General features: G+C 65.5%; 19 protein-coding genes. 6 read left to right on the forward strand and 13 right to left on the reverse strand.

Annotated elements, in window-relative coordinates; genetic code table 11:
• Positions 1–2: 2 nt before the first annotated feature.
• The 3 genes from AB7532_RS22005 to AB7532_RS22015 all read left to right on the forward strand — a co-directional run bounded on the left by AB7532_RS22005 (position 3) and on the right by AB7532_RS22015 (position 2204).
• Positions 3–407, forward strand: a complete 405-nt coding sequence (locus tag AB7532_RS22005) for a DUF4260 domain-containing protein (RefSeq protein ID WP_441236818.1) — start codon at positions 3–5, stop codon at positions 405–407.
• Positions 408–546: 139 nt separating this feature from the next.
• Positions 547–1140 (forward strand): hypothetical protein, encoded by a 594-nt coding sequence (locus AB7532_RS22010; RefSeq protein ID WP_441236819.1) that lies wholly within the window; start codon positions 547–549, stop codon positions 1138–1140.
• A gap of 71 nt (positions 1141–1211) precedes the next feature.
• Positions 1212–2204: a dienelactone hydrolase family protein gene (locus AB7532_RS22015; protein ID WP_441236820.1), complete on the forward strand. Its 993-nt coding sequence runs from the start codon at positions 1212–1214 to the stop codon at positions 2202–2204.
• Between the two features lie 277 nt (positions 2205–2481).
• On the opposite strand, the gene AB7532_RS22020 is transcribed toward AB7532_RS22015, so the two are convergent.
• The 5 genes from AB7532_RS22020 to AB7532_RS22040 all read right to left on the reverse strand — a co-directional run bounded on the left by AB7532_RS22020 (position 2482) and on the right by AB7532_RS22040 (position 6795).
• A complete protein-coding gene (locus tag AB7532_RS22020) occupies positions 2482–3138 on the reverse strand; it encodes a carboxymuconolactone decarboxylase family protein (protein WP_441236821.1) in 657 nt (218 codons plus the stop codon).
• A gap of 61 nt (positions 3139–3199) precedes the next feature.
• On the reverse strand, positions 3200–4018 hold the full coding sequence (gene blaOXA, locus AB7532_RS22025; protein ID WP_441236822.1) for a class D beta-lactamase: 819 nt from the start codon (positions 4016–4018) through the stop codon (positions 3200–3202).
• Positions 4019–4090: 72 nt separating this feature from the next.
• On the reverse strand, positions 4091–4351 hold the full coding sequence (locus tag AB7532_RS22030) for an EscU/YscU/HrcU family type III secretion system export apparatus switch protein (protein WP_441236823.1): 261 nt from the start codon (positions 4349–4351) through the stop codon (positions 4091–4093).
• Entirely contained in the window at positions 4348–5943 is a 1596-nt protein-coding gene (fliK, locus tag AB7532_RS22035) for a flagellar hook-length control protein FliK (RefSeq protein WP_441236824.1), read from the reverse strand. Before fliK ends, AB7532_RS22030 begins: the two co-directional genes overlap by 4 nt.
• Before the next feature lie 57 nt (positions 5944–6000).
• A complete protein-coding gene (locus AB7532_RS22040) occupies positions 6001–6795 on the reverse strand; it encodes an ATP12 family chaperone protein (protein WP_441236825.1) in 795 nt (264 codons plus the stop codon).
• A gap of 75 nt (positions 6796–6870) precedes the next feature.
• Between AB7532_RS22040 and AB7532_RS22045 the strand changes: the two genes are divergently transcribed.
• Positions 6871–7317 (forward strand): hypothetical protein, encoded by a 447-nt coding sequence (locus AB7532_RS22045; protein ID WP_441236826.1) that lies wholly within the window; start codon positions 6871–6873, stop codon positions 7315–7317.
• Between the two features lie 179 nt (positions 7318–7496).
• Here AB7532_RS22045 and AB7532_RS22050 read toward each other — a convergent pair whose 3' ends face one another.
• The 3 genes from AB7532_RS22050 to AB7532_RS22060 are packed head-to-tail and all read right to left on the reverse strand — an operon-like array spanning position 7497 to position 11509.
• Positions 7497–8714: an RluA family pseudouridine synthase gene (locus tag AB7532_RS22050; RefSeq protein ID WP_441236827.1), complete on the reverse strand. Its 1218-nt coding sequence runs from the start codon at positions 8712–8714 to the stop codon at positions 7497–7499.
• Positions 8715–8771: 57 nt separating this feature from the next.
• Positions 8772–10103 carry a replication-associated recombination protein A gene (locus tag AB7532_RS22055; protein WP_441236828.1) on the reverse strand — a complete coding sequence of 444 codons (1332 nt, stop codon included), beginning with the start codon at positions 10101–10103 and terminating at the stop codon, positions 8772–8774.
• Positions 10100–11509: a DegQ family serine endoprotease gene (locus AB7532_RS22060; RefSeq protein WP_441236829.1), complete on the reverse strand. Its 1410-nt coding sequence runs from the start codon at positions 11507–11509 to the stop codon at positions 10100–10102. Before AB7532_RS22060 ends, AB7532_RS22055 begins: the two co-directional genes overlap by 4 nt.
• 312 nt (positions 11510–11821) lie before the next feature.
• Here AB7532_RS22060 and AB7532_RS22065 point away from each other — a divergent pair, with 312 nt between their 5' ends.
• Complete coding sequence (locus AB7532_RS22065; RefSeq protein ID WP_441236830.1) at positions 11822–13435, forward strand: OprO/OprP family phosphate-selective porin; 1614 nt, start codon at positions 11822–11824, stop codon at positions 13433–13435.
• A 37-nt stretch (positions 13436–13472) separates the two neighbouring features.
• Here AB7532_RS22065 and AB7532_RS22070 read toward each other — a convergent pair whose 3' ends face one another.
• Positions 13473–13850 carry a winged helix-turn-helix transcriptional regulator gene (locus tag AB7532_RS22070; RefSeq protein ID WP_441236831.1) on the reverse strand — a complete coding sequence of 126 codons (378 nt, stop codon included), beginning with the start codon at positions 13848–13850 and terminating at the stop codon, positions 13473–13475.
• A gap of 121 nt (positions 13851–13971) precedes the next feature.
• Between AB7532_RS22070 and AB7532_RS22075 the strand changes: the two genes are divergently transcribed.
• On the forward strand, positions 13972–14985 hold the full coding sequence (locus AB7532_RS22075) for a zinc-binding alcohol dehydrogenase family protein (RefSeq protein ID WP_441236832.1): 1014 nt from the start codon (positions 13972–13974) through the stop codon (positions 14983–14985).
• Positions 14986–15037: 52 nt separating this feature from the next.
• Here the strand turns inward: AB7532_RS22075 and hisC are convergent, their stop codons facing one another.
• From hisC to rplQ, 4 genes are all read right to left on the reverse strand, one after another.
• Complete coding sequence (gene hisC, locus AB7532_RS22080) at positions 15038–16096, reverse strand: histidinol-phosphate transaminase (RefSeq protein ID WP_441236833.1); 1059 nt, start codon at positions 16094–16096, stop codon at positions 15038–15040.
• A gap of 207 nt (positions 16097–16303) precedes the next feature.
• Positions 16304–17092, reverse strand: a complete 789-nt coding sequence (locus AB7532_RS22085; RefSeq protein ID WP_441236834.1) for an SDR family NAD(P)-dependent oxidoreductase — start codon at positions 17090–17092, stop codon at positions 16304–16306.
• Between the two features lie 80 nt (positions 17093–17172).
• Entirely contained in the window at positions 17173–18012 is an 840-nt protein-coding gene (locus tag AB7532_RS22090) for a c-type cytochrome (RefSeq protein WP_441236835.1), read from the reverse strand.
• A gap of 119 nt (positions 18013–18131) precedes the next feature.
• Positions 18132–18548 (reverse strand): 50S ribosomal protein L17, encoded by a 417-nt coding sequence (gene rplQ, locus AB7532_RS22095; protein WP_129268086.1) that lies wholly within the window; start codon positions 18546–18548, stop codon positions 18132–18134.
• Positions 18549–18589 lie beyond the last annotated feature (41 nt).

Genomic DNA, 18589 nt, shown 5'->3' on the forward strand with positions numbered 1-18589 from the left:
CCATGGACGAGAGAGCTGCCGAGACCGGGGCTGCGACAGGCGGCGTCAAGATCCTGCTGCGGCTGGAGGGGCTCACCCTGTTCGTTGGCATGGTGATGCTCTATGCGGCCTGGGGCGGCTCGTGGCTGGTGTTTGCCCTGCTGTTCTTCGTCCCCGATCTGAGCTTCCTGGCCTACCTGTCGGACGCGCGCTTCGGGGCGATGGTCTACAACGCCGCCCACAGCTACATGGCCCCGGTGACGCTGCTGACGCTGGGCTTCGGTCTCGCCTCGCCATTGACCCTGTCCATCGCCTTGATCTGGCTCGCCCATATCGGCCTCGACCGGGCGCTGGGCTATGGCCTGAAATATTCGGCCGGGTTCGGCTTCACCCATCTCGGGCGGATCGGGCGGCAGAAGGATACCTGACCCCAAATTTGGCGACTCGGCCCGGTTGACCCGGCCTGCCGATTCAGGCTTGCTCGGGGCTTGCGATCAGGCGCCGAATGTTGCGTGAGCCCAGTCGGTACGGCGACGGTCATTGTGCCCTGGCTCCAGCATCACCCTCATGTCCGCGACGGTCGTCCCTCTGCCGCCGAACTCATCGTCTGAAACCGTCGACTTCCTGCGGCGCATGGCCAGCATGGTGTCGGGGCGGAACGGCGAGATGCTGCTGCGCGCAGCAAGCCTGATCGAGTCGCTGAGCCAGCGCGCCATGACGGCCGAGCGGCTCTACCACCAGACGCAGGAAGACAGCACGCGCCATGTCGAGCTGCGCGAGGCCGCCGAGCTCGCCTCCGACGCCATGGTCGGCCAGATCGCGGCGCTGCGGGCGCAGCTAGCTGAGGTCACCGCGGCGGCCGCGGCCGAGCGCGCGGCGTTCGATGCCGAGCGCGACAAGCTGCTCGGCCTGATGCAGCATGCCGAGAACCACATCGGCAAGCTCACCACCGAGCTCGACAGCCTCCGCACCTCCGTGGACAGCTTCAACGAGACCGTCGTCTCGGTGCCGATCGAGGTGCTGCGGCTGGCACGCACCCAGTTCGATTTCCTCTCCGCCGGCTTCGCCCGCAAGGGCGACGTGATCTCGCAGGCCATGAGCGAGATCGGCGGCTTTGCCATCGACCAGGCGCTGACGGTGAGGAAGACGGACACCGCCTGAGGCGGACGCGGGCGAAATTGACAGCGCGCTGGCCCGTTGTTCTACTCCCTGAAAATCACAGGGAGGATTTTATGCCGACGGCATTCCGCGTTGTTGCGACGCTCATTGCGCTCTGCGCTTCCACCGTGCTCGCTCATGCGCAAGCCCTCCCCAAGGAAGTCGCCACCCGCGCCGAAATCTACCCGATCCCCTCTCTCACCCTCTCCGACCAGCAATTCCTCAGCGGCGATGCCGCCGCCGCCAAGCCGGTGACGGTCGCCGGTGAATTCCGCGTGGCGCAGGGCAGCGGAAAACTCCCCGTCGTGGTGCTGATGCACGGCTCGAGCGGCGTCGGCGCCACCACCGAGGCCTGGGTGCACGCGTTCAACGCAATGGGCATCTCGACCTTCGTGATCGACGGCTTTACCGGTCGCGGGCTCACGGTGGTGGGGCCCAACCAGGCCCTGCTCGGCCGGCTCAATCTGATCGTCGACATCTACCGCTCGCTGGAGATCCTCGCAAAACACCCGCGCGTCGACCCTGACCGCATCGTGCTGATGGGCTTTTCGCGCGGCGGACAGGCGACGCTCTATGCGAGCCTGGAGCGCTTCAACAAGCTCTGGAACAAGTCCGGCGCCCAGTTTGCGGCCTACATCCCGTTCTATCCGGACTGCTCGACGACATATCAGGGCGACAGCGAGGTCGCCGCGCGCCCGATCCGGATCTTTCACGGCACGCCCGACGACTACAATCCCGTCAAGAGCTGCAAGGCCTTCGTCGAACGGCTCAAGGCCTCCGGCCGCGACGTGGTGCTGACCGAATACCCCGACAGCGCGCACGGCTTCGACAGCGGCCTGCTCGGTGTCAGCACGGTTGCGGTGTCAGCCAACGCGCAGACCGTGCGCAACTGTCATATCAAGGAAGGTGATGGTGGCGTGCTGATGAACGGCGAGACCAACGCGCCCTTCACCTACAAGGATGCCTGCGTCGAGCTCAACCCGCATGTCGGCGGCAATCCCGCGACGGCGGCGGAGTCGCGGAAAGCGGTGGTGGAGTTCCTGCAGGCTCTGTTCAAGCTGGGGTAGAGGCCACACAGCAGATGCCGTAGGGTGGGCAAAGCGGAAGCGTGCCCACCAATTGCCGATGACTTACAAGGAGATCGTGGGCACGGCGTTGCGCGCCTTTGCCCACCCTACGGCTTGCCATACAGCGCACATGGGAGCCAACATACTCCGTCATTGCGAGCGAAGCGAAGCAATCCAGAATCTCACCGCGGAGGCAGTCTGGATTGCTTCGTCGCAAGGGCTCCTCGCAATGACGCGGAGAGAACTGCGCTCGCAATGACGGGGCGAGAGAGCAGCCCTACGGCTCACCCGGCCTAAACGGCTCCTGCTTGTCCGGCGGCACCGTCTCCTCGGCCATCGCCAGCAGCATCGCGACCATCACGTAATTGCCGGCGAGCGCGGTGAGATCGACGATCTGCTGATCGTTGAACAATTTCTTCGCCCGCGCATAGGTCTCATCCGAAACCTTCTTCGTCGTGGTGAGCTCGGTGACGAAATCGTAGACCGCCGTCTCGTCCTCGGCCATTTTCGACGGCCGCTTGTTGGCCTTCAGCTCCGCGATGATGTCGGACGACAGGCCCGCTTTCGCCGCGAGCGGCGCGTGCGCGAACCATTCCACCTGCGAGCGCCATTGCCGCCCGATAATCAGGATCGCGAACTCGTTGAGTTTTGTTGGGACCGAGGTTTCCCAGCGCAGATAATAGAACAGGTCGAACAGGCGCTGGCCGAGCACCGGACTGCGGATCATCGGATTGTACGGACCGCCGATGCCGACGCTCGACACCTTCATGATCTGCTCGCCGAGCGGCTTCTGCTTGGCGTCGAGCTGGTCGAGGGTGAGCTGCGGAAAGCGCGGCTCCTTGCTGGTGGCGGGTGCCGCAAACATCGTGGCGGCGAGCCAGCCGCCGGCAGCAGCCAACGTGAGCGACGACAGCCAGAGTGGCGTTGAGTTCATTGTTATCCTCCCGACCTTTTTTGCTTGGTCGGGATGATGCTAGCAGGTTCGCGCGCGCCAGCTAGATCGCGCCGATCTCGGCAAGGCAGGCTTGCGTCAGCGGCATGCGCTCACTGACGAGACGCGGCTCCTTGCAGTCCATGTTGAGCGCGAACACCGTGTGCGCATCGCCCTTCTCGGCCCAGCCGACCATCCAGCCCAGCGACGGCTCACCGCGCTCGGCGCCGAGGAGCCCCGACTTGGCGCGGATGATGCTGTCGCCCACCTTGGTCACCGGCAGGATATCGGCGACGAGATCCTGGCTGCGCTTGCTGACCGGCAGCGAGCGGCGGCGCAGCTGGTCGACGAAATCGATCTGCTCGACCGGGTCGATGCGCAAATTCCCGGTGAGCCAGAACTGGTCGATACCGCCGCCGATGTCGCGATTGCCGTAGTCGAACAGATCGACATATTTCTGCATGCGCGCCTCGCCGATCCGGCGCGCGATCTCCTGATAGACCGGCACCGCACTCACCGCGATCGCGCTGCGCAGCGTGTGATCCTTGTTCCAGGCCTCGATTGGACGCTTCACGCCGTCCCACGGGAACACGTCCTTGTCGGGATCGGCGACGACGCCGGTCTCCAGCGCGATCAGAGAGTTCGGGATCTTGAAGGTCGAGGCCGGCAGCTTCGCCTCGCCGGAGCGTTCCTTGTCGCTGGCGATGATCAGATAATCCTCGACCTTGTAGCCGACGAAGGTGCCCGACGTGCCGAGGTCGGTGAAACGCTTTGCGAGGCTGTCACGGACCTCGTTGCGCGGCGGCGCGACATGGGCGAACGCACGTGACGGCAGGACCGCGGTGGCGGCAAGAAGACCGAGGGTGGAACGGCGGGTGAGCAAGGGAATGTCCGTCAAGCGATGAAGATGGCCGCGACCATGCAGCCGCCATCATGGTGAAACGATGACAGCGCGTCAGCGCCGGCCCGACAGCCGCAGCACGAACACCAGCACTTCGGCGACGGCCTTGTAAAGGTCGGGTGGGATCTCCTCGCCGAGTTCGACCTTGGACAGCGCACCGGCCAGAATCTCGTTCTCCTCGATCGGGATGTCGTTGGCCTTGGCGATCTCGACGATCTTGTCGCCGATCGAGCCCTTGCCCTTGGCGACGACGACGGGCGCGTTGCTGCCCTTCTCGTAATGCAGCGCGATCGCGAGCTTGGTCGGGTCGCTCATGTCGCGCGATCCAGGAAATGGCCGACACGGGCCGGTGCGGGCTGCGGCGGCGTGCCGTCGCGCACCAGGATGTCGCCGGGCTTGAGCTCGGCGCGCATCAAGGCGTGGTTGAGCTCACCGATGCCGGCGCGGAGTTGCTGCGCGGTCGACGGCCGCTCGGCCCACATCCGCACAAAGGTCTTGTCGCCGTTGAGCGTAATCAGCGCGTGCACCGGGCCGGCCGGCTCGACATTGAGCGTGAAGCGCGCGCGCCAGGCGCGCTGGGCGGAATCGGCGGATTCGTTACCGCCATCGCGTGAGATCTCGAATTGCGCCATCGCGGTGCCCTGCGGGGTCGCGAAGGGAATCTCGAAATTCCATTGCGGCGCGGTCGGGTCGATGCGGTGGCCGCTGGCGTCGGTGCGATCGGGAAGCGAGGCGACCTGCAACAACGTCTGACGGGCGATCGCGGCATCGGTGTCGTCGAGCAGGCGGTGCACGGTTGCCGAGAGCGGCGTATCCGGCGCGAGCGATGGCGAGGCAACCGCCTGTGCCGCCGGCAATGCGCCGCGGAACGGCGGCGGTGTGGAGCGCGAAGCGGCCTCGAAGAGATGGCCATCCGGCACGGCCTTGTTCGAGCCGGGCACATTGCCGGTCAGGCGCGGCAGGTTTTGCATGGCTTCTTGCAGCAGGGTCGCGGCAAGGCCGGCGGACACGGTGCGCGGCACCGCGGCTTGCGCAGCACCGCCGGCGATGTCGCCAAGCACGGCGGCAGCGAGATTGGCGTTGCGCGGCAGTTGCGATTGTTGCGCGATCTCGGGGCCGGATGAAGCCGATGCGGCCTCACCTGCCGCTTGCGTCGCTGCCGCGGCCTGCGATGTCGCCGTGGCACTGGTCGAAACCGCAGTGCCCTGCGGCGCGGGAGTCTCGAGCGTCGCCAGCGTCTGACGCAGCACCAGCAATGCGGCTTTCAGGTCCGGCGTTGCGCCGGAAGATGATGTTGCACCGGCGGCGAGCGAAGCTTCGAGGAACAGGCCGGATTTCTGGAAGGCGGATTCGATGTCGCCGCCGTCGAGGGCGGTGTTGAGCGGCGTCTGTTGCGCCAGCACGTCGAGCACCGCCTGCTTGAGCCCCGCCGGCAGATCGCTGCCGGTCACAACGGAGGCGAGATTGGCGAACAGCGGCGCCTGGCTGCCCTGTTTCGTGACGGCCTCGGCCGAAGCGGCGGTGACGGCGACCTGCTCCAACGGCGTCAACGTATTGCGGGCGGGGCTTGCGGATGGCGCAAGCGACGGGCTGTCCACCAGCGACGCCGCACGCGGCGTCAGCGTGACCTGATCGGCGGCCGCCTCACCCGCCCCGTTCATGACCGCGAGCCGGATGGTGCCGTCGTTCTGCGACACCGCGAGCTGGAGGCTCTGCCCCGGCGTCAGCGACACCTCCGACATCACGTCCATCGACAGATTGGCGATCGCGATGCGCACCAGATTGTCGGCGAGCACGCTGACGACCCTGGCGTCGACGACACTGCCGGCCACAAGATCGGGCGTCGCCGCATCAGCCGGAGGGCTGGCGGCACTGACCGGAAGGATGGAGTTTATCGGCGTCGGCATCTCAATGGGCCCGGGGAACGCTGCTCCCACCCTACGGCCGCCCTCGTAAACCTCTCGTTAAGGACCTTTGGCCGGTTGCGGCTTTACGGCGGCCAGAACCGCCACGGCGGCCTCGAAATCCCGCAGGCGCGTGGCCCGGCGTGCCGCGGCCTCCTCGTCCACGCCCCATTGCTCGGCGTTCCAGTCCTCGTCGACATGGGCAGCGGCCCAGATCTGGCCGGCATCGTGGACGCCATGGGCCAGCGCCAGCGCCAGCAGCGCCGAACCGGTCAGCGTCGTCACCACGTGGAGGGCTGCGACCGACCAGGCATCGCCGGGCAGCGCGGCACGGGCAGCGCGGAGCGCCTCGTCCGGCTGCTTCACGTGCATGATGCCCTCGGAGAGGATGAAATGCGCGCCCAGCGCCTCCGCGGCCCAGAACAACACGGGGTCCCAATGGGCGGCTTCGCGGGCGACCAACCCCTCGGGGTGGCCGGCGCGATAGAACAGCAAATCGGACTCGAAGAATTTCGCGAGGTCGTCGCGAACCAGATCGACGCGGTCGACGACGCCCTCGACCACGCTGTTGGCGATCCGCGTCAGCGGCATGCTCACCGGATCGATCATCTCGCCCTGGGCCGCCCATTCGGCGGCCACCGCATCGGCAAGGGCGCGCGCAGGGATCACCACATGGCGGCCCGAGGGCGTGCGGATCGGCCTGCCGTCGAGCGTGATGGCGAAGCCGCCCTCGGCCTCGGTGACGCCCGCCTCCTTGTAGAAGCGCTTGCGCAGTGGCGTGCGCGCGGACGCACGCGCCGATTCCCGGGGATCCCGCGGGGGCTGGCTTGCTGCTTCTTCGAACAATTCGCGCATGTGAGTTTTCGGTCCCGGTCGCTGGATGCTAGGCTTTTAAAGTAAGAGCGGCGGCCGATAAAGCGAGCGGCGGGCATGAGGGAACTTGCGGGCGTTGTGGCCCTGTTCGCCGGGCTTTGGCTGGCCGCGGCGGAGGCCGGCTTTCGCACCCCGGAATCGCTGGTCCGCAACGTCTACGCCTTTTACGGCGAGGGCGCACCGGAGCTGTCCAAAGGCCTGCCGCGGGATGCGGCCACCGCCCGGCAATTCTTCGATCCTTCCTTGCGCAAAGCCTGGAGCGCGCCGCGGGTCGAGCCCTACGACTTCCTGGTGCAGAGCCAGAGCTGGAAGCTCGGCCCGGTCGCGATCGCGGTCGTCCGCAGGCAATACGACAAGACCTATGTCGCGGCGAATTTCGACAATCGCGGCCGGCCGGTGACGTTGAACTTCATCCTGGTCAACGGTCCCGAAGGCTGGCTGATCACGGATGTCGAGAGCCCGCATGATAGTCTGCGGATGTTCCTGGAGCAGTTTCGGAATTGAGGGGGTGTGATTGTCGGTCGCAACCACAATCGCCGGTGTCATGCCCCGCGAAGGCGGGGCATCCAGTACGCCGCGGCGTGTCGGTTCAATCACTGCTGTCTCTGGAATACTGGATCGCCCGCCTTCGCGGGCGATGACACCTGAAACGAGGCAAACATCTCCTGCCCCATTTCAGCCCCCTACTCCTCCGGCGCGTTCTCGATCGGATCGAACCGGCTGGCATCCAGCCCGAGCAGATTCCACGATTGCTGCATGTGCGGCGGCAGCGGCGCGGTGGCGTCGATCACGCCGCCGCGGGGATGCGGAATGACGATGCGGCGCGCGAGCAGATGCAGCCGGTTCTGCAAGCCGCCCGGCAGCTGCCAGTTCTCGATGTTGAAATATTTGGGATCGCCGACGATGGGATGCCCGATATGCTCCATGTGGGCGCGGAGCTGGTGGGTGCGTCCCGTCACCGGCTTCAACGACACCCAGGTCAGCTTGTTGCCGGCGGTCTCGACCACCGCATAATAGGTCACCGCGTGGCTGGCGCCCTCGTCGCCATGCTGGGCGATGCGCATGATGGTGTCGTCCTCGCTTTCCTCCTTGGCGAGGAAGGTCGAGATGCGGCCTTGCTTCGGCTTCGGTAGGCCCGGCACCAGCGCCCAATAGGTTTTCCGCGCCGAGCGCGAGCGGAACGCGCCGGTCAGATGCGAGGCGGCAAAGCGCGTCTTGGCGATCAGCAGGCAACCCGAGGTGTCCCTGTCGATGCGGTGCACGAGGCGCGGCTTCTGGCCCTTGGAATCGCGCATCACCTCCAGCATCTGGTCGATGTGCCGCGTCATGCCCGAGCCGCCCTGCACGGCAAGGCCCAACGGCTTGTTCAGCACGAGGACGTCGTCGTCCTCGTAGATCGTCATCTCCTTCAGCGCGGCAAGAGTTTTCTGCGCGGCCTCCGAGAGCGGGCTGGCCGCCTTCGGCGTGTCGAGCTTCAGCGGCGGAATGCGGACGCTCTGGCCCTCCTCCAGGCGGTCCTTGCTGTCGGCGCGCTTGCCGTTGACGCGCAGCTCGCCTTTGCGGACGATGCGCTGGATGTGGGAAAACGACAGGCCGGGAAAGCGCGCTTCGAGGAAGCGATCGACGCGCATGTTGTTCTCGTCGGCCGTGACCTTGACGGTCTGCACCTTGGTCGGCAGCAATACCTCGACGGGCTTCTCGGGCGCAGCCCTTTCCGGCTCAGCTTTCGGCGGACGCCGCTCGGCGCGCTCGCCGGCAAAGCGTGGCGGCTTGGCACCACCGGGCTTGCCGCCCGGCCGCGGCCCCGCGGTCTTTGCGCTGCGCGCCTTAATCGGGCGCGCGTCGTCGCGCTCGTCACGCGAACGGGGCTTTGGGTTCATTCTTTTGATGCGGCGGCTCATGGTTGCCTGCCTAGCCCAAAAGTGCCCTTTCGTCACGACGAAATGGCGATTTTGGCCTCAGCCGCCCCGCTCCTTCCGCAGCTTGGCCCAGTAGTCCAGCCGCTTGCGGATCTCGCGCTCGAAACCACGTTCGGGCGGGTCGTAGAAGGTCTGGCGTCCCAAGGCCTCCGGGAAGTAGTCCTGGCCGGAGAAGGCGTCGGGGGTGTCGTGGTCGTATTCGTAGGCTGCGCCGTAGCCTTCCGACTTCATCAATTGGGTCGGCGAATTGAGGATATGCTTCGGCGGCAGCAGCGAGCCGGCGTGCTTGGCTGTCTGCATGGCGGCCTTGAAGGCGGTATAGACCGCGTTCGATTTCGGCGCGGTGGCGAGATAGACGACGGCCTGCGCGATGGCGAGCTCGCCTTCGGGGTGGCCGAGGAAGTCGAAGGCGTCTTTAGCGGCATTGGCGATGACGAGCGCCTGCGGGTCCGCAAGGCCGATGTCCTCGACCGCCATGCGCACGACGCGGCGGGCCAGGAACAGCGGGTCCTCGCCGGCGTCGAGCATGCGGCAGAGATAATATAGCGCGGCATCGGGATCGGAGCCGCGCACCGATTTATGCAGCGCTGAGATCAGATTGTAATGGCCGTCGGCCGACTTGTCGTAGATCGGCGCGCGGCGTTGCAGGATGTCCTGCAACTGCGCGGCATTGAAAATCTCGTCCGCCCGTGCCGAACGCCAGACCTCTTCAACGAGCGTCAGCGACGCCCGTCCGTCGCCATCGGCCATCCGCACCAGCACGGCACGCGCCTCGCCATCGAGCGGCAGCTTGCGGCCCTCGACCTCCTCGGCATGCGCGAACAGCTTTTCGATCGCGGCCGCATCGAGCGAGCGAAACACCAGCACGCGCGCACGCGAGAGCAACGCCGCGTTGAGCTCGAACGACGGGTTCTCCGTGGTGGCGCCGACCATGACCACGGTGCCGTCTTCCATGACAGGCAGAAACGAATCCTGCTGGGCACGGTTGAAACGATGCACCTCGTCGACGAACAGCAGTGTGCCCTTGCCCATCTCGCGGCGGGCGCGCGCGGCTTCAAACGCTTTCTTCAGATCCGCAACGCCGGAGAATACCGCGGAGATCTGTTCGAAATGCAGGTCCGTGGCATCCGCCAGCAGCCTCGCCACCGTGGTCTTGCCGGTGCCCGGCGGGCCCCAGAACACCAGCGATCCCAGCGTGCGCGTCTCCAGCATGCGCGTCAGCGCGCCATCAGGGCCGAGGATATGGTCCTGGCCGACGACCTCCGACAGCACACGCGGACGCAGCCGGTCCGGCAGCGGATGCGGAGCCTCGTGGTCGAGCCCCGCCGCGGCAAAGAGCGTTGGCGTCTGCTGTGGTCGCTTCGGACTCATCCGCCCAGCGTGACGTTGATCTGCTGGCCGTTCCGCACCAGCGTGATGCGCCAGATCCGCGGGCGCTCGCCTGCGGCCTTTTCGAGGTCGCCGGTCTTGCCGATCTTCTGGTTGTTGACGGCCAGGATGATGTCGCCCTTCTGGAAGCCGACATTCGCCGCCGCGCTGTCGCCGCCGAGATCGGTGATCACGACGCCTTCGGTGTCGGCGTCCAGATGCAGCTCGTCGGCGACCGCCGGCGTGATGGTGGAGACCTTGGCGCCCTGGAACGGCGAGCGCGCGGTGACGACGAGCTCGTTGCGGCCGTTATCGGGCGCGGTCTCGAGCGCAATCGTGACCTTCAGCGGCTTGCCGCTACGCTGCACATCGATCTGAGCGGTGCCGCCGAGCGGACGCGTCGCGAAGCGGTAGTCGAAGGCGTTGGGATCATCCACGGTCTGGCCGTCGATGCCGGTGATGAGATCGGAGGATTTCAGGCCGGCCTTCGCCGCAGGGCCGTTCGCGACCACGCTCGCAACCAGCGCGCCGGTCGGCGAGCGCAGGCCGAGGCTCTCGGCGATCTCCGGCGTCACCGCCTGCAATTTCGCCCCCAGCCATGGCCGCTTCACCGCCTTGCCGCCGCCCTTGGCGGAGGCGACGACGACGCGCACCATGTTGGCGGGGATCGCGAAGCCGATGCCCTGCGAGCCGCCGGAGCGCGAATAGATCGCCGTGTTGATGCCGGCGAGCTTGCCGCTCATGTCGACCAGCGCACCGCCGGAATTGCCGGGATTGATCGCCGCGTCGGTCTGGATGAAGAACTGGTAATCGGTGATGCCGACCTGGGTGCGCGCGAGCGCCGAGATGATGCCATGGGTCACGGTCTGGCCGACGCCGAAGGGATTGCCGATCGCCAGCACGACGTCGCCGACCAGCAGCTCGTCGGAATTGGTGAAGTCGAGCGTCGGAAACTTCTCCTTGGTGTCCTTCAGGCGCAGCACGGCGAGATCGGTCCGCGGATCCTTCAGCAGGATCTCGGCCTCGAACTCGCGCTTGTCCGACAGCGACACCTTCACCTGATCCGCGCCCTCGATGACGTGGACGTTGGTGACGACGAGGCCGGAGGCATCGACGATGACGCCGGAGCCGAGCGAGCGCTGCATCTGCTCGGGCTGCTGGCCCGGCACGCCGAAGAAGCGGCGGAAGATCGGGTCGTCGAGCAACGGGTTGCGGTTCTGCACCACCTTGGCGGCGTAGACATTGACGACCGCCGGCTGCACACGCTGCACGATCGGCGCATAGGACAACCGCAGCTCGGCGGGCGACGACGGGACACGGCGGTCCTGTGCGGCGGCCGGGTTGAAGTGGGCTGAACACGCTATGCACAATGCCGTGATGACGGCGGCGGCGCGGATCGATCGAAACATTCCTACCTCTCGGAAAAGACGCCGGAATATAGGCGCGTTCGCCCGCCAATAGAAGGGCGCCGGGCGGCAATATTGCGCCCCTTTCCGGTGTGTCCCGCATGCAAGCCCGGCGTGCGAATCGGCAATTCGCCGAAGCGGTGGATTGGCATGATGCACATCATCTTGCATGGTGGTGAGAAGCGGATTCGGTTGCGGCGAATTGGCATCATTGGGAACCGCGCAACCGGGCGCAGCGTCGCGGGGCAGTCATCGATCACTCATAGGCTCTCCGCCGGCGACTTGGGGAAGTTCGTCAAACGATGGAGGCGTAACGTGAGCAGAACAAGACTTGCAGCCACGGCGATTGGTCTCGCCGGCGCGCTGGCGGCCTCGCAGGCCCAGGCCCAATCGGCAAACAACAGCGAGCAGGAGATCGCGCTGCTGAAGCAGCAATTGAAAATGCTCGAGCAGAAGCTCGACAAGCTCCAGAGCCAGACCACCGCGAATACGGCGGCAACCGCGAAGGCCAAAGCCGAAGCAAAGGCCGAAGCCAAAGCCGAAGCGCGCTCGGAGGCAAAGGCCGTCGTCGCCAACGCCAATGCGGCATTCCCGGTCAAGGGGGCCCCGCCGGCATCCGGCGTCATCGTGACGATGCCGAACAACCGGCCGACCATCTGCACCGCCGACGGGGCCAACTGCGTCGCGATCACCGGACGCGTGCACTACGATATCGGCGGCTATGATTATCGTCCCAACACCGCGGCGACCGTACCGCAGAAGCTGGATAGCGGCGAGAACGTCCGCCGCGCGCGCATCGGCATCGCCGGCAAATTCTTCAACGACTGGAATTTCGCGCTGGTCTACGACTTCGGCGGCTCGTCCGACGGATTTGGCGGCGCGGCACCGGGCTCGCTGCCCGGAGGCGGCACCTCCGGCATCGAGAACGCCTATCTCAGCTACACCGGCCTGAAACCGTTCGGGGGCAAGATGGCGGTCGAAGTGGGCGTGATGGACCTGCCCTATACGCTCGACGAAGCCACAAGCTCCAACGACATCCTGTTCATGGAGCGCGCAACGGCCGGCATCGTCGCGACCAGCATCGCCGCTGGTGACTTCCGCTCGGCCGTCGGCACGCGCTGGTACAACGACGTGTTCTGGGCCGGCGCCTATGTGACCGGTCCAACGACGGGCGCGATCCATTCGGCGTCGAGCGTGGCGCCGAACGGTGCCTCCGAGCAGTATGGCGCCGTCGCCCGTGTCGCCGGCCAGGTCGTGAGCGGCAAGGACTACTCGCTGCATCTCGGCGGAAACGCCGAATGGCTGATCCAACCGTCGCGCAATATGGTGACGGGTGCGCAGACGGTCACGCTCAGCGACCGCCCGGAGTTGCGGATCGATCCGACGGCGCTGGCTACGACCGGCGCAATCGCCAATGCCTCCGGCGCGCAGGTCTACAGCGTCGAAGCGGCGGCCACCTACGGACCGCTCATCGTGCAGGGCGAGTACTTCTGGTACAACATCGATCGCAGCGCCAACACCGGCTTGCCGCCGCTGGGGGCACCCAGCCTCAAATTCCAGGGTGGCTACGCGCAGGCCGGCTACGTCCTGACGGGTGAGGGCCGCAGCTATAATTCGGCGAATGCGGCCTATGGCGGCGTCAAGCCGGCACACCCGTTCTCGCTCGAGGGCGGCGGATGGGGCGCGTGGGAAATCGCGGGGCGCTTTTCGACGATCGACCTCAACGATCAGTTCGGGACCGCCACCGGCATCGCCGGCGGACGGCAGACAGTCTATACCGCAGCGCTCAACTGGTACGTCAACGGCAACGTCCGCTTCATGCTCGACTATCTGCATGGCACGGTGTCGAAACAGGCCTCGCCGGTCTCGGCCGCCAATGTCGGCTCGAAGTTCGACGCGGTCGCGATGCGCACGCAGTTCGCGTTCTAGGCTCGTTCGTCCGGGAGCGGCACGCCGCTCCCGGACATTACGCCGCGCGCTTCGGCTTCTTCACGACGACCGGCGGCGGCGCATGGGACAGCCGCTGCTGGTGACTCTCGCCCCAGGTCTTCAAAATATCGATCACCGGCTTGAGGCTCTCACCCAGTTCGGAGAGGCAATATTCCACGCGCGGCGGCACCTCCGCATAGACCTTGCGGATGACGAGCTTGTCCTCCTCCAGCGCGCGAAGCTGTTTTGTCAGCATGCGCTGGGTGATACCGGGCATCCGGCGGCGCAATTCGCCGAAGCGCTGGGTGCCGTCCTGGAGATGGTAGAGGATCACGCCCTTCCACTTGCCGTCGATCAGGTCCAGCGTCGCCTCGACCGAGCAGCCCGGACGACGGGTGAAATCTCGCCGTTTCATGCGTGTTTTCCCAATAGTATCCAAACAGGGACTATATCCCCAAATTTACAGTACTTGCCAAATTGGAGCTATAGCGACAGTTAGGACGGCAGGCGAGCACGCCATCTGATGGAGACAAGCCATGAAGGCCGTCGGCTATAAAAAATCGCTTCCGATCGAGGATCAGGACGCGCTGATCGACTTCGAGACCGCAAAGCCCGAACCGAAAGGACGCGACATCCGCGTCGCCGTGAAGGCGATCTCGGCCAATCCGGTCGATTACAAGGTGCGCAAGCGCGCCGCTCCGCCCGAGGGGGAGACCAAGATTCTCGGTTACGACGCAGCCGGCGTCGTCGACGCCGTCGGCCCCGAGGTCTCGCTGTTCAAGCCGGGTGACGAGGTGTTTTATGCGGGCTCGATCCTGCGCCAGGGCACCAATGCCGAATTCCATCTGGTCGACGAACGTATCGTCGGCAGCAAGCCGAAGTCGCTTTCGTTTGCACAGGCTGCCGCCCTTCCCCTCACCTCCATCACGGCCTGGGAATTGCTGTTCGACAGGCTCGGCGCCGTGCCCGGCAAGAGTGTCGATCCGCGCACGCTGCTGATCACGGGCGGCGCCGGCGGCGTCGGCTCGATTCTGATCCAGCTCGCCCGCCGCCTCACCGGCCTCACGGTGCTCGCGACCGCGACGCGGCCGGAGTCGCAAAAGTGGTGCCTCGATCTCGGCGCGCATGCGGTGATCGACCACGGCAAGCCGATGAAGGAGCAGATCGAGAAGCTCAAGCTGCCGCCGGTCGCGCTGGTGGCGAGCCTCACCTTTACCGACCAGCACTACAAATCGATCGCCGACTTCATGGCTCCGCAGGGCCGGTTCGGCCTGATCGACGATCCCCCGGAGTTCACCATGAGCACCTTCAAGGGCAAGGCGATCTCGGTGCACTGGGAATCGATGTTCACGCGCTCCTCGTTTGGGACGACGGACATGATCGCGCAGCATCATCTGCTCAACGACGTCGCCGACCTCATCGACAAGGGCGTCTTGCGCACCACGCTCGACCAGACCTTCGGCACGATCAACGCGGCCAATCTCAAGCGCGCGCATGCGCTGCTGGAAAGCGGCAAGTCGCGCGGCAAGATCGTGCTGGAGGGGTGGTAGGCGATACTGCACAGGGTGGGTACGGGCGCAGTTGCGCCGTGCCCACCTGCCGCTACCTCAATATCCGCGACAAGGCCGACAATAGCCGGTCAGTCTGCTCGTCCGTGCCGACCGTGATCCGCAAATAGTCGGAGATACGGGACGCCGTAAAGTGCCGGACGATCACCGCCTGCTGGCGTAGCGCCGCGGCCAGCGCTGCGCCCTCATGCGCGGGGTGGCGCGCGAAGACGAAATTGGCCAGTGACGGCAGCACCTCGAAGCCGGCGCTCGTCAGTCCACGGGTCAACCGATCCCTGCCCTCGATCACACGAACGCGGCTCTGCTGAAAATAGGCCTCGTCTTCCAGCGAGGCGATGGCGCCGGCCTGGGACGGCCGTCCCAGCGGATAGGAATTGAAACTGTCCTTGACGCGGGTCAGCGCCTCGATCAGATCGGCATCGCCGATCGCGTATCCGATCCGCAACCCGGCCAGCGCGCGGGATTTGGACATGGTCTGGACGACCAGAAGATTCCGATGCGAGGCGACCAGCGGGATCGCCGTCTCTGCACCGAAGTCGACATAGGCCTCGTCGATGACAACAGGCACGTCCGGGTGCTCCTCCAGGAGCGCTGCGATCTCGTGGCGAGACAGCGCGATCCCCGTCGGCGCGTTCGGATTTGGCACGATCAGCGCACCGGCCGGTCGTCGATAATCGGCGACGCGGATCTGCATGGCCTCGTCGAGCGGCACGGCCTCAAAGGCGATACCGAACAGGCGGCAATAGACCGGGTAGAAACTGTAGGTGATATCGGGAAACAGCAGCGGCGCATCGTGCTTCAGCAGCGCCGCAAAGGCATGTGCGAGCACTTCATCCGAGCCGTTGCCGACGAACACCTGTTCGGGCTGCACCTGGTGATAAGTGGCCAGGGCCGCCCGCAACGCGGTGGCCTCCGGGTCCGGATAAAGCCGCAGCGTATCGGCCGCCTCGCCCCGGATCGCCTCCAGTGCACGCGGAGACGGACCTAGCGGGTTTTCATTGGTGTTCAGCTTGACCAGATCCGCCATGCGGGGCTGTTCGCCCGGCACGTAGGGTTTCAGATCATGCGTCAAGCTGCTCCAGAAACGACTCATTGCTCTGTCCGGACTCCGTCGATCTCAGTCGGCGCCGCACTGCCTTCGACGAAGGTTGGCCGCAGCTTCGTAGGGTGGGCAAAGGCGCTTTTGCGCCGTGCCCCACCCTCTTCTCAATACACGCAATCAAGGTCGTGGGCACGCTTCCGCCTTCGCTCTTCGAGCTACGGCGGACAAGTCGCTTTGCCCACCCTACGATACCTCGTGCTAGGCAATCGTGTTGACGATGCCGCCCTCGGCCCGTAGCGCCGCGCCGTTGGTCGCCGATGCCTCCTTCGATGCGACGTAGACCACCATGTTGGCGATCTCGTCGACGCTTGCAAAACGCTGGATCAGCGAGCTCGGGCGATGCTGCTTGACGAAATTGGCGGCGGCTTCATCGACCGACTGGCCGTTCTGCTTGGCGAGATCCTTCACGAAGGTCTCGACGCCTTCCGACATGGTCGGGCCTGGCAGCACCGAGTTCACCGTGACGCTCGTGCCCTGGGTGAGCTGCGCGAGGCCGCGCGCGACGGAGAGCTGGGCGGTCTTGCTCATGCCGTAGTGGATCATCTCGACGGGAATGTTGAGGCCTGACTCCGAGGAGATGAAGACGATGCGGCCCCAGTTGCGCTTGAGCATGCCCTTCAGGTACGCGCGCGACAGCCGCACGCCGCTCATAACGTTGACCTCGAAGAAACGGCTCCAGTCCTCGTCCGGAATCTCGAAAAAATCCTTCGGCTCGAAGATGCCGGCGTTGTTGATGAGAATATCGACCTCCGGCAGCGCCGCCACGAGCGCCTTGCAACCCGCCGCAGTCGAGACGTCGGCCGCGATGCCGCGCACCTTGGCCCCCGTCCCTTCCAGCTTGCGCACGGCCGCATCGACCTTGTCCTGGCTGCGGCCGTTGATCACGACGCTGGCGCCGGACGCTGCAAGGCCCTTTGCGATGGCGTGGCCGATGCCGGCGGTCGAGCCGGTCACGAGAGCAGTCTTTCCGGAAAGGTCGAGCTTCATGATTTATCTCCATTGATGCTGACGGAGATATCGTGCGCTGCACTTGCAGCTTCAATCGCGCCTCACCGATGCGTGAGGATTTAGCTGCGCGGCGGCAGCGTCCTGAGAAAGGCGACGATGGCATCGATATCCTGAGCCGTCATGCTGGCATAGGCAGCATAGGCCATCGGCGGCTTGAGCTTGCGGCCGTCGCGCGCGATGCCTTGCGTAATCGCACGTTTGATTTCGTCGTCACTCCATTGGCCGAGGCCTGAAGCGAGATCGGGGGTGATGTTGGGAGAGACGGACTGACCCCACGGTCCCCTGAACGTCCGGCCGCCTTTGCCGCTTGCTGCTGCGAAATCGTGCACCGCGGACGGGCCTTCCGGCGTATGGCATTCCAGACAATGGGCGATGGTCAGGAGATAGCGGCCGCGCGCGAGACTGTCGGACAGCTCCGCTTCGCTCGCCTGCTTGCCGGCATAGGTCGGCACTTCCGGCTTCAGCGCGATCCTGTACTCCGGCGCCAGCACGTCATGGCGCACCGGCGGCACCGAGCGCAGATAAGCCGTGAGCGCATCGAGATCGCGAGCCGTGAGCACCGTGTAGAACGCGGTCGGCATGATCGGCGCGACCTTGGTGCCATCAGGCCTGGCGCCGCCCACGAGAAACCGCTTCAGCTCCGCATCGCTCCAACGGCCGATGCCGGTCTCCTTGTCGGGCGTGATGTTGGAGCCGGAGACCTTGAACGCGGGCTCGTCGAAAACCTGACTGCCGCCCGAGAGCGCGCGGGAGAGATCCAGACCTTGCGGCCCGCGCGGCGTATGGCAGTTGTGGCAAACCATCACGCTGCCAACGAGATAGGCGCCGCGCTCGACCAGCGTCTCGCCTGAGGCCGGCGACATCAGCAGCGCCAGCGCCAATCCAAACACAATCCTCATGAGAGCCCCCGCCCGGAATCGCGTCCAACACAACGATGCGCGGCATGAGATGTCGTCGCGCCATACAAAAAAGCGGCGCCCAGGGGCGCCGCTTTCTGAAATCTCGAGAACCGGTCGGCTTACGCCGCCTCGGCTTCCTTCTCCTGCACCGGGCCGGAATCCTGGCCCTTGGCGTCGACATCGCGATCGACGAACTCGATCACCGCCATCGCGGCGTTGTCGCCGTAACGGAAGCCCGCCTTGATGATCCGGGTATAGCCGCCCTGACGGTCCTTGTAGCGGGGCGCCAGGACGTCGAACAGCTTCCTGACCTGGTCCTTGTCGCGCATCTCGGAGATCGCCTGGCGGCGCATGGCCAGCCCGCCCTTCTTGCCGAGGGTAATGAGCTTCTCGACGATCGGACGGAGCTCCTTGGCCTTGGGCAGCGTGGTGACGATCTGCTCGTGCTTGATCAGCGCGGCGCACATGTTGGCGAACATCGCGCGGCGATGCTCGGCGGTGCGGTTGAGCTTACGATGAACCTTGCCGTGACGCATTGATCTATTCCTTGATTTATCTTCGTCGCGACGGTTCGTCG

Origin of the sequence: Bradyrhizobium sp. 930_D9_N1_4 (genome assembly GCF_052076015.1) — a bacterium.
Classification (GTDB): Bacteria; Pseudomonadota; Alphaproteobacteria; order Rhizobiales; family Xanthobacteraceae; genus Bradyrhizobium.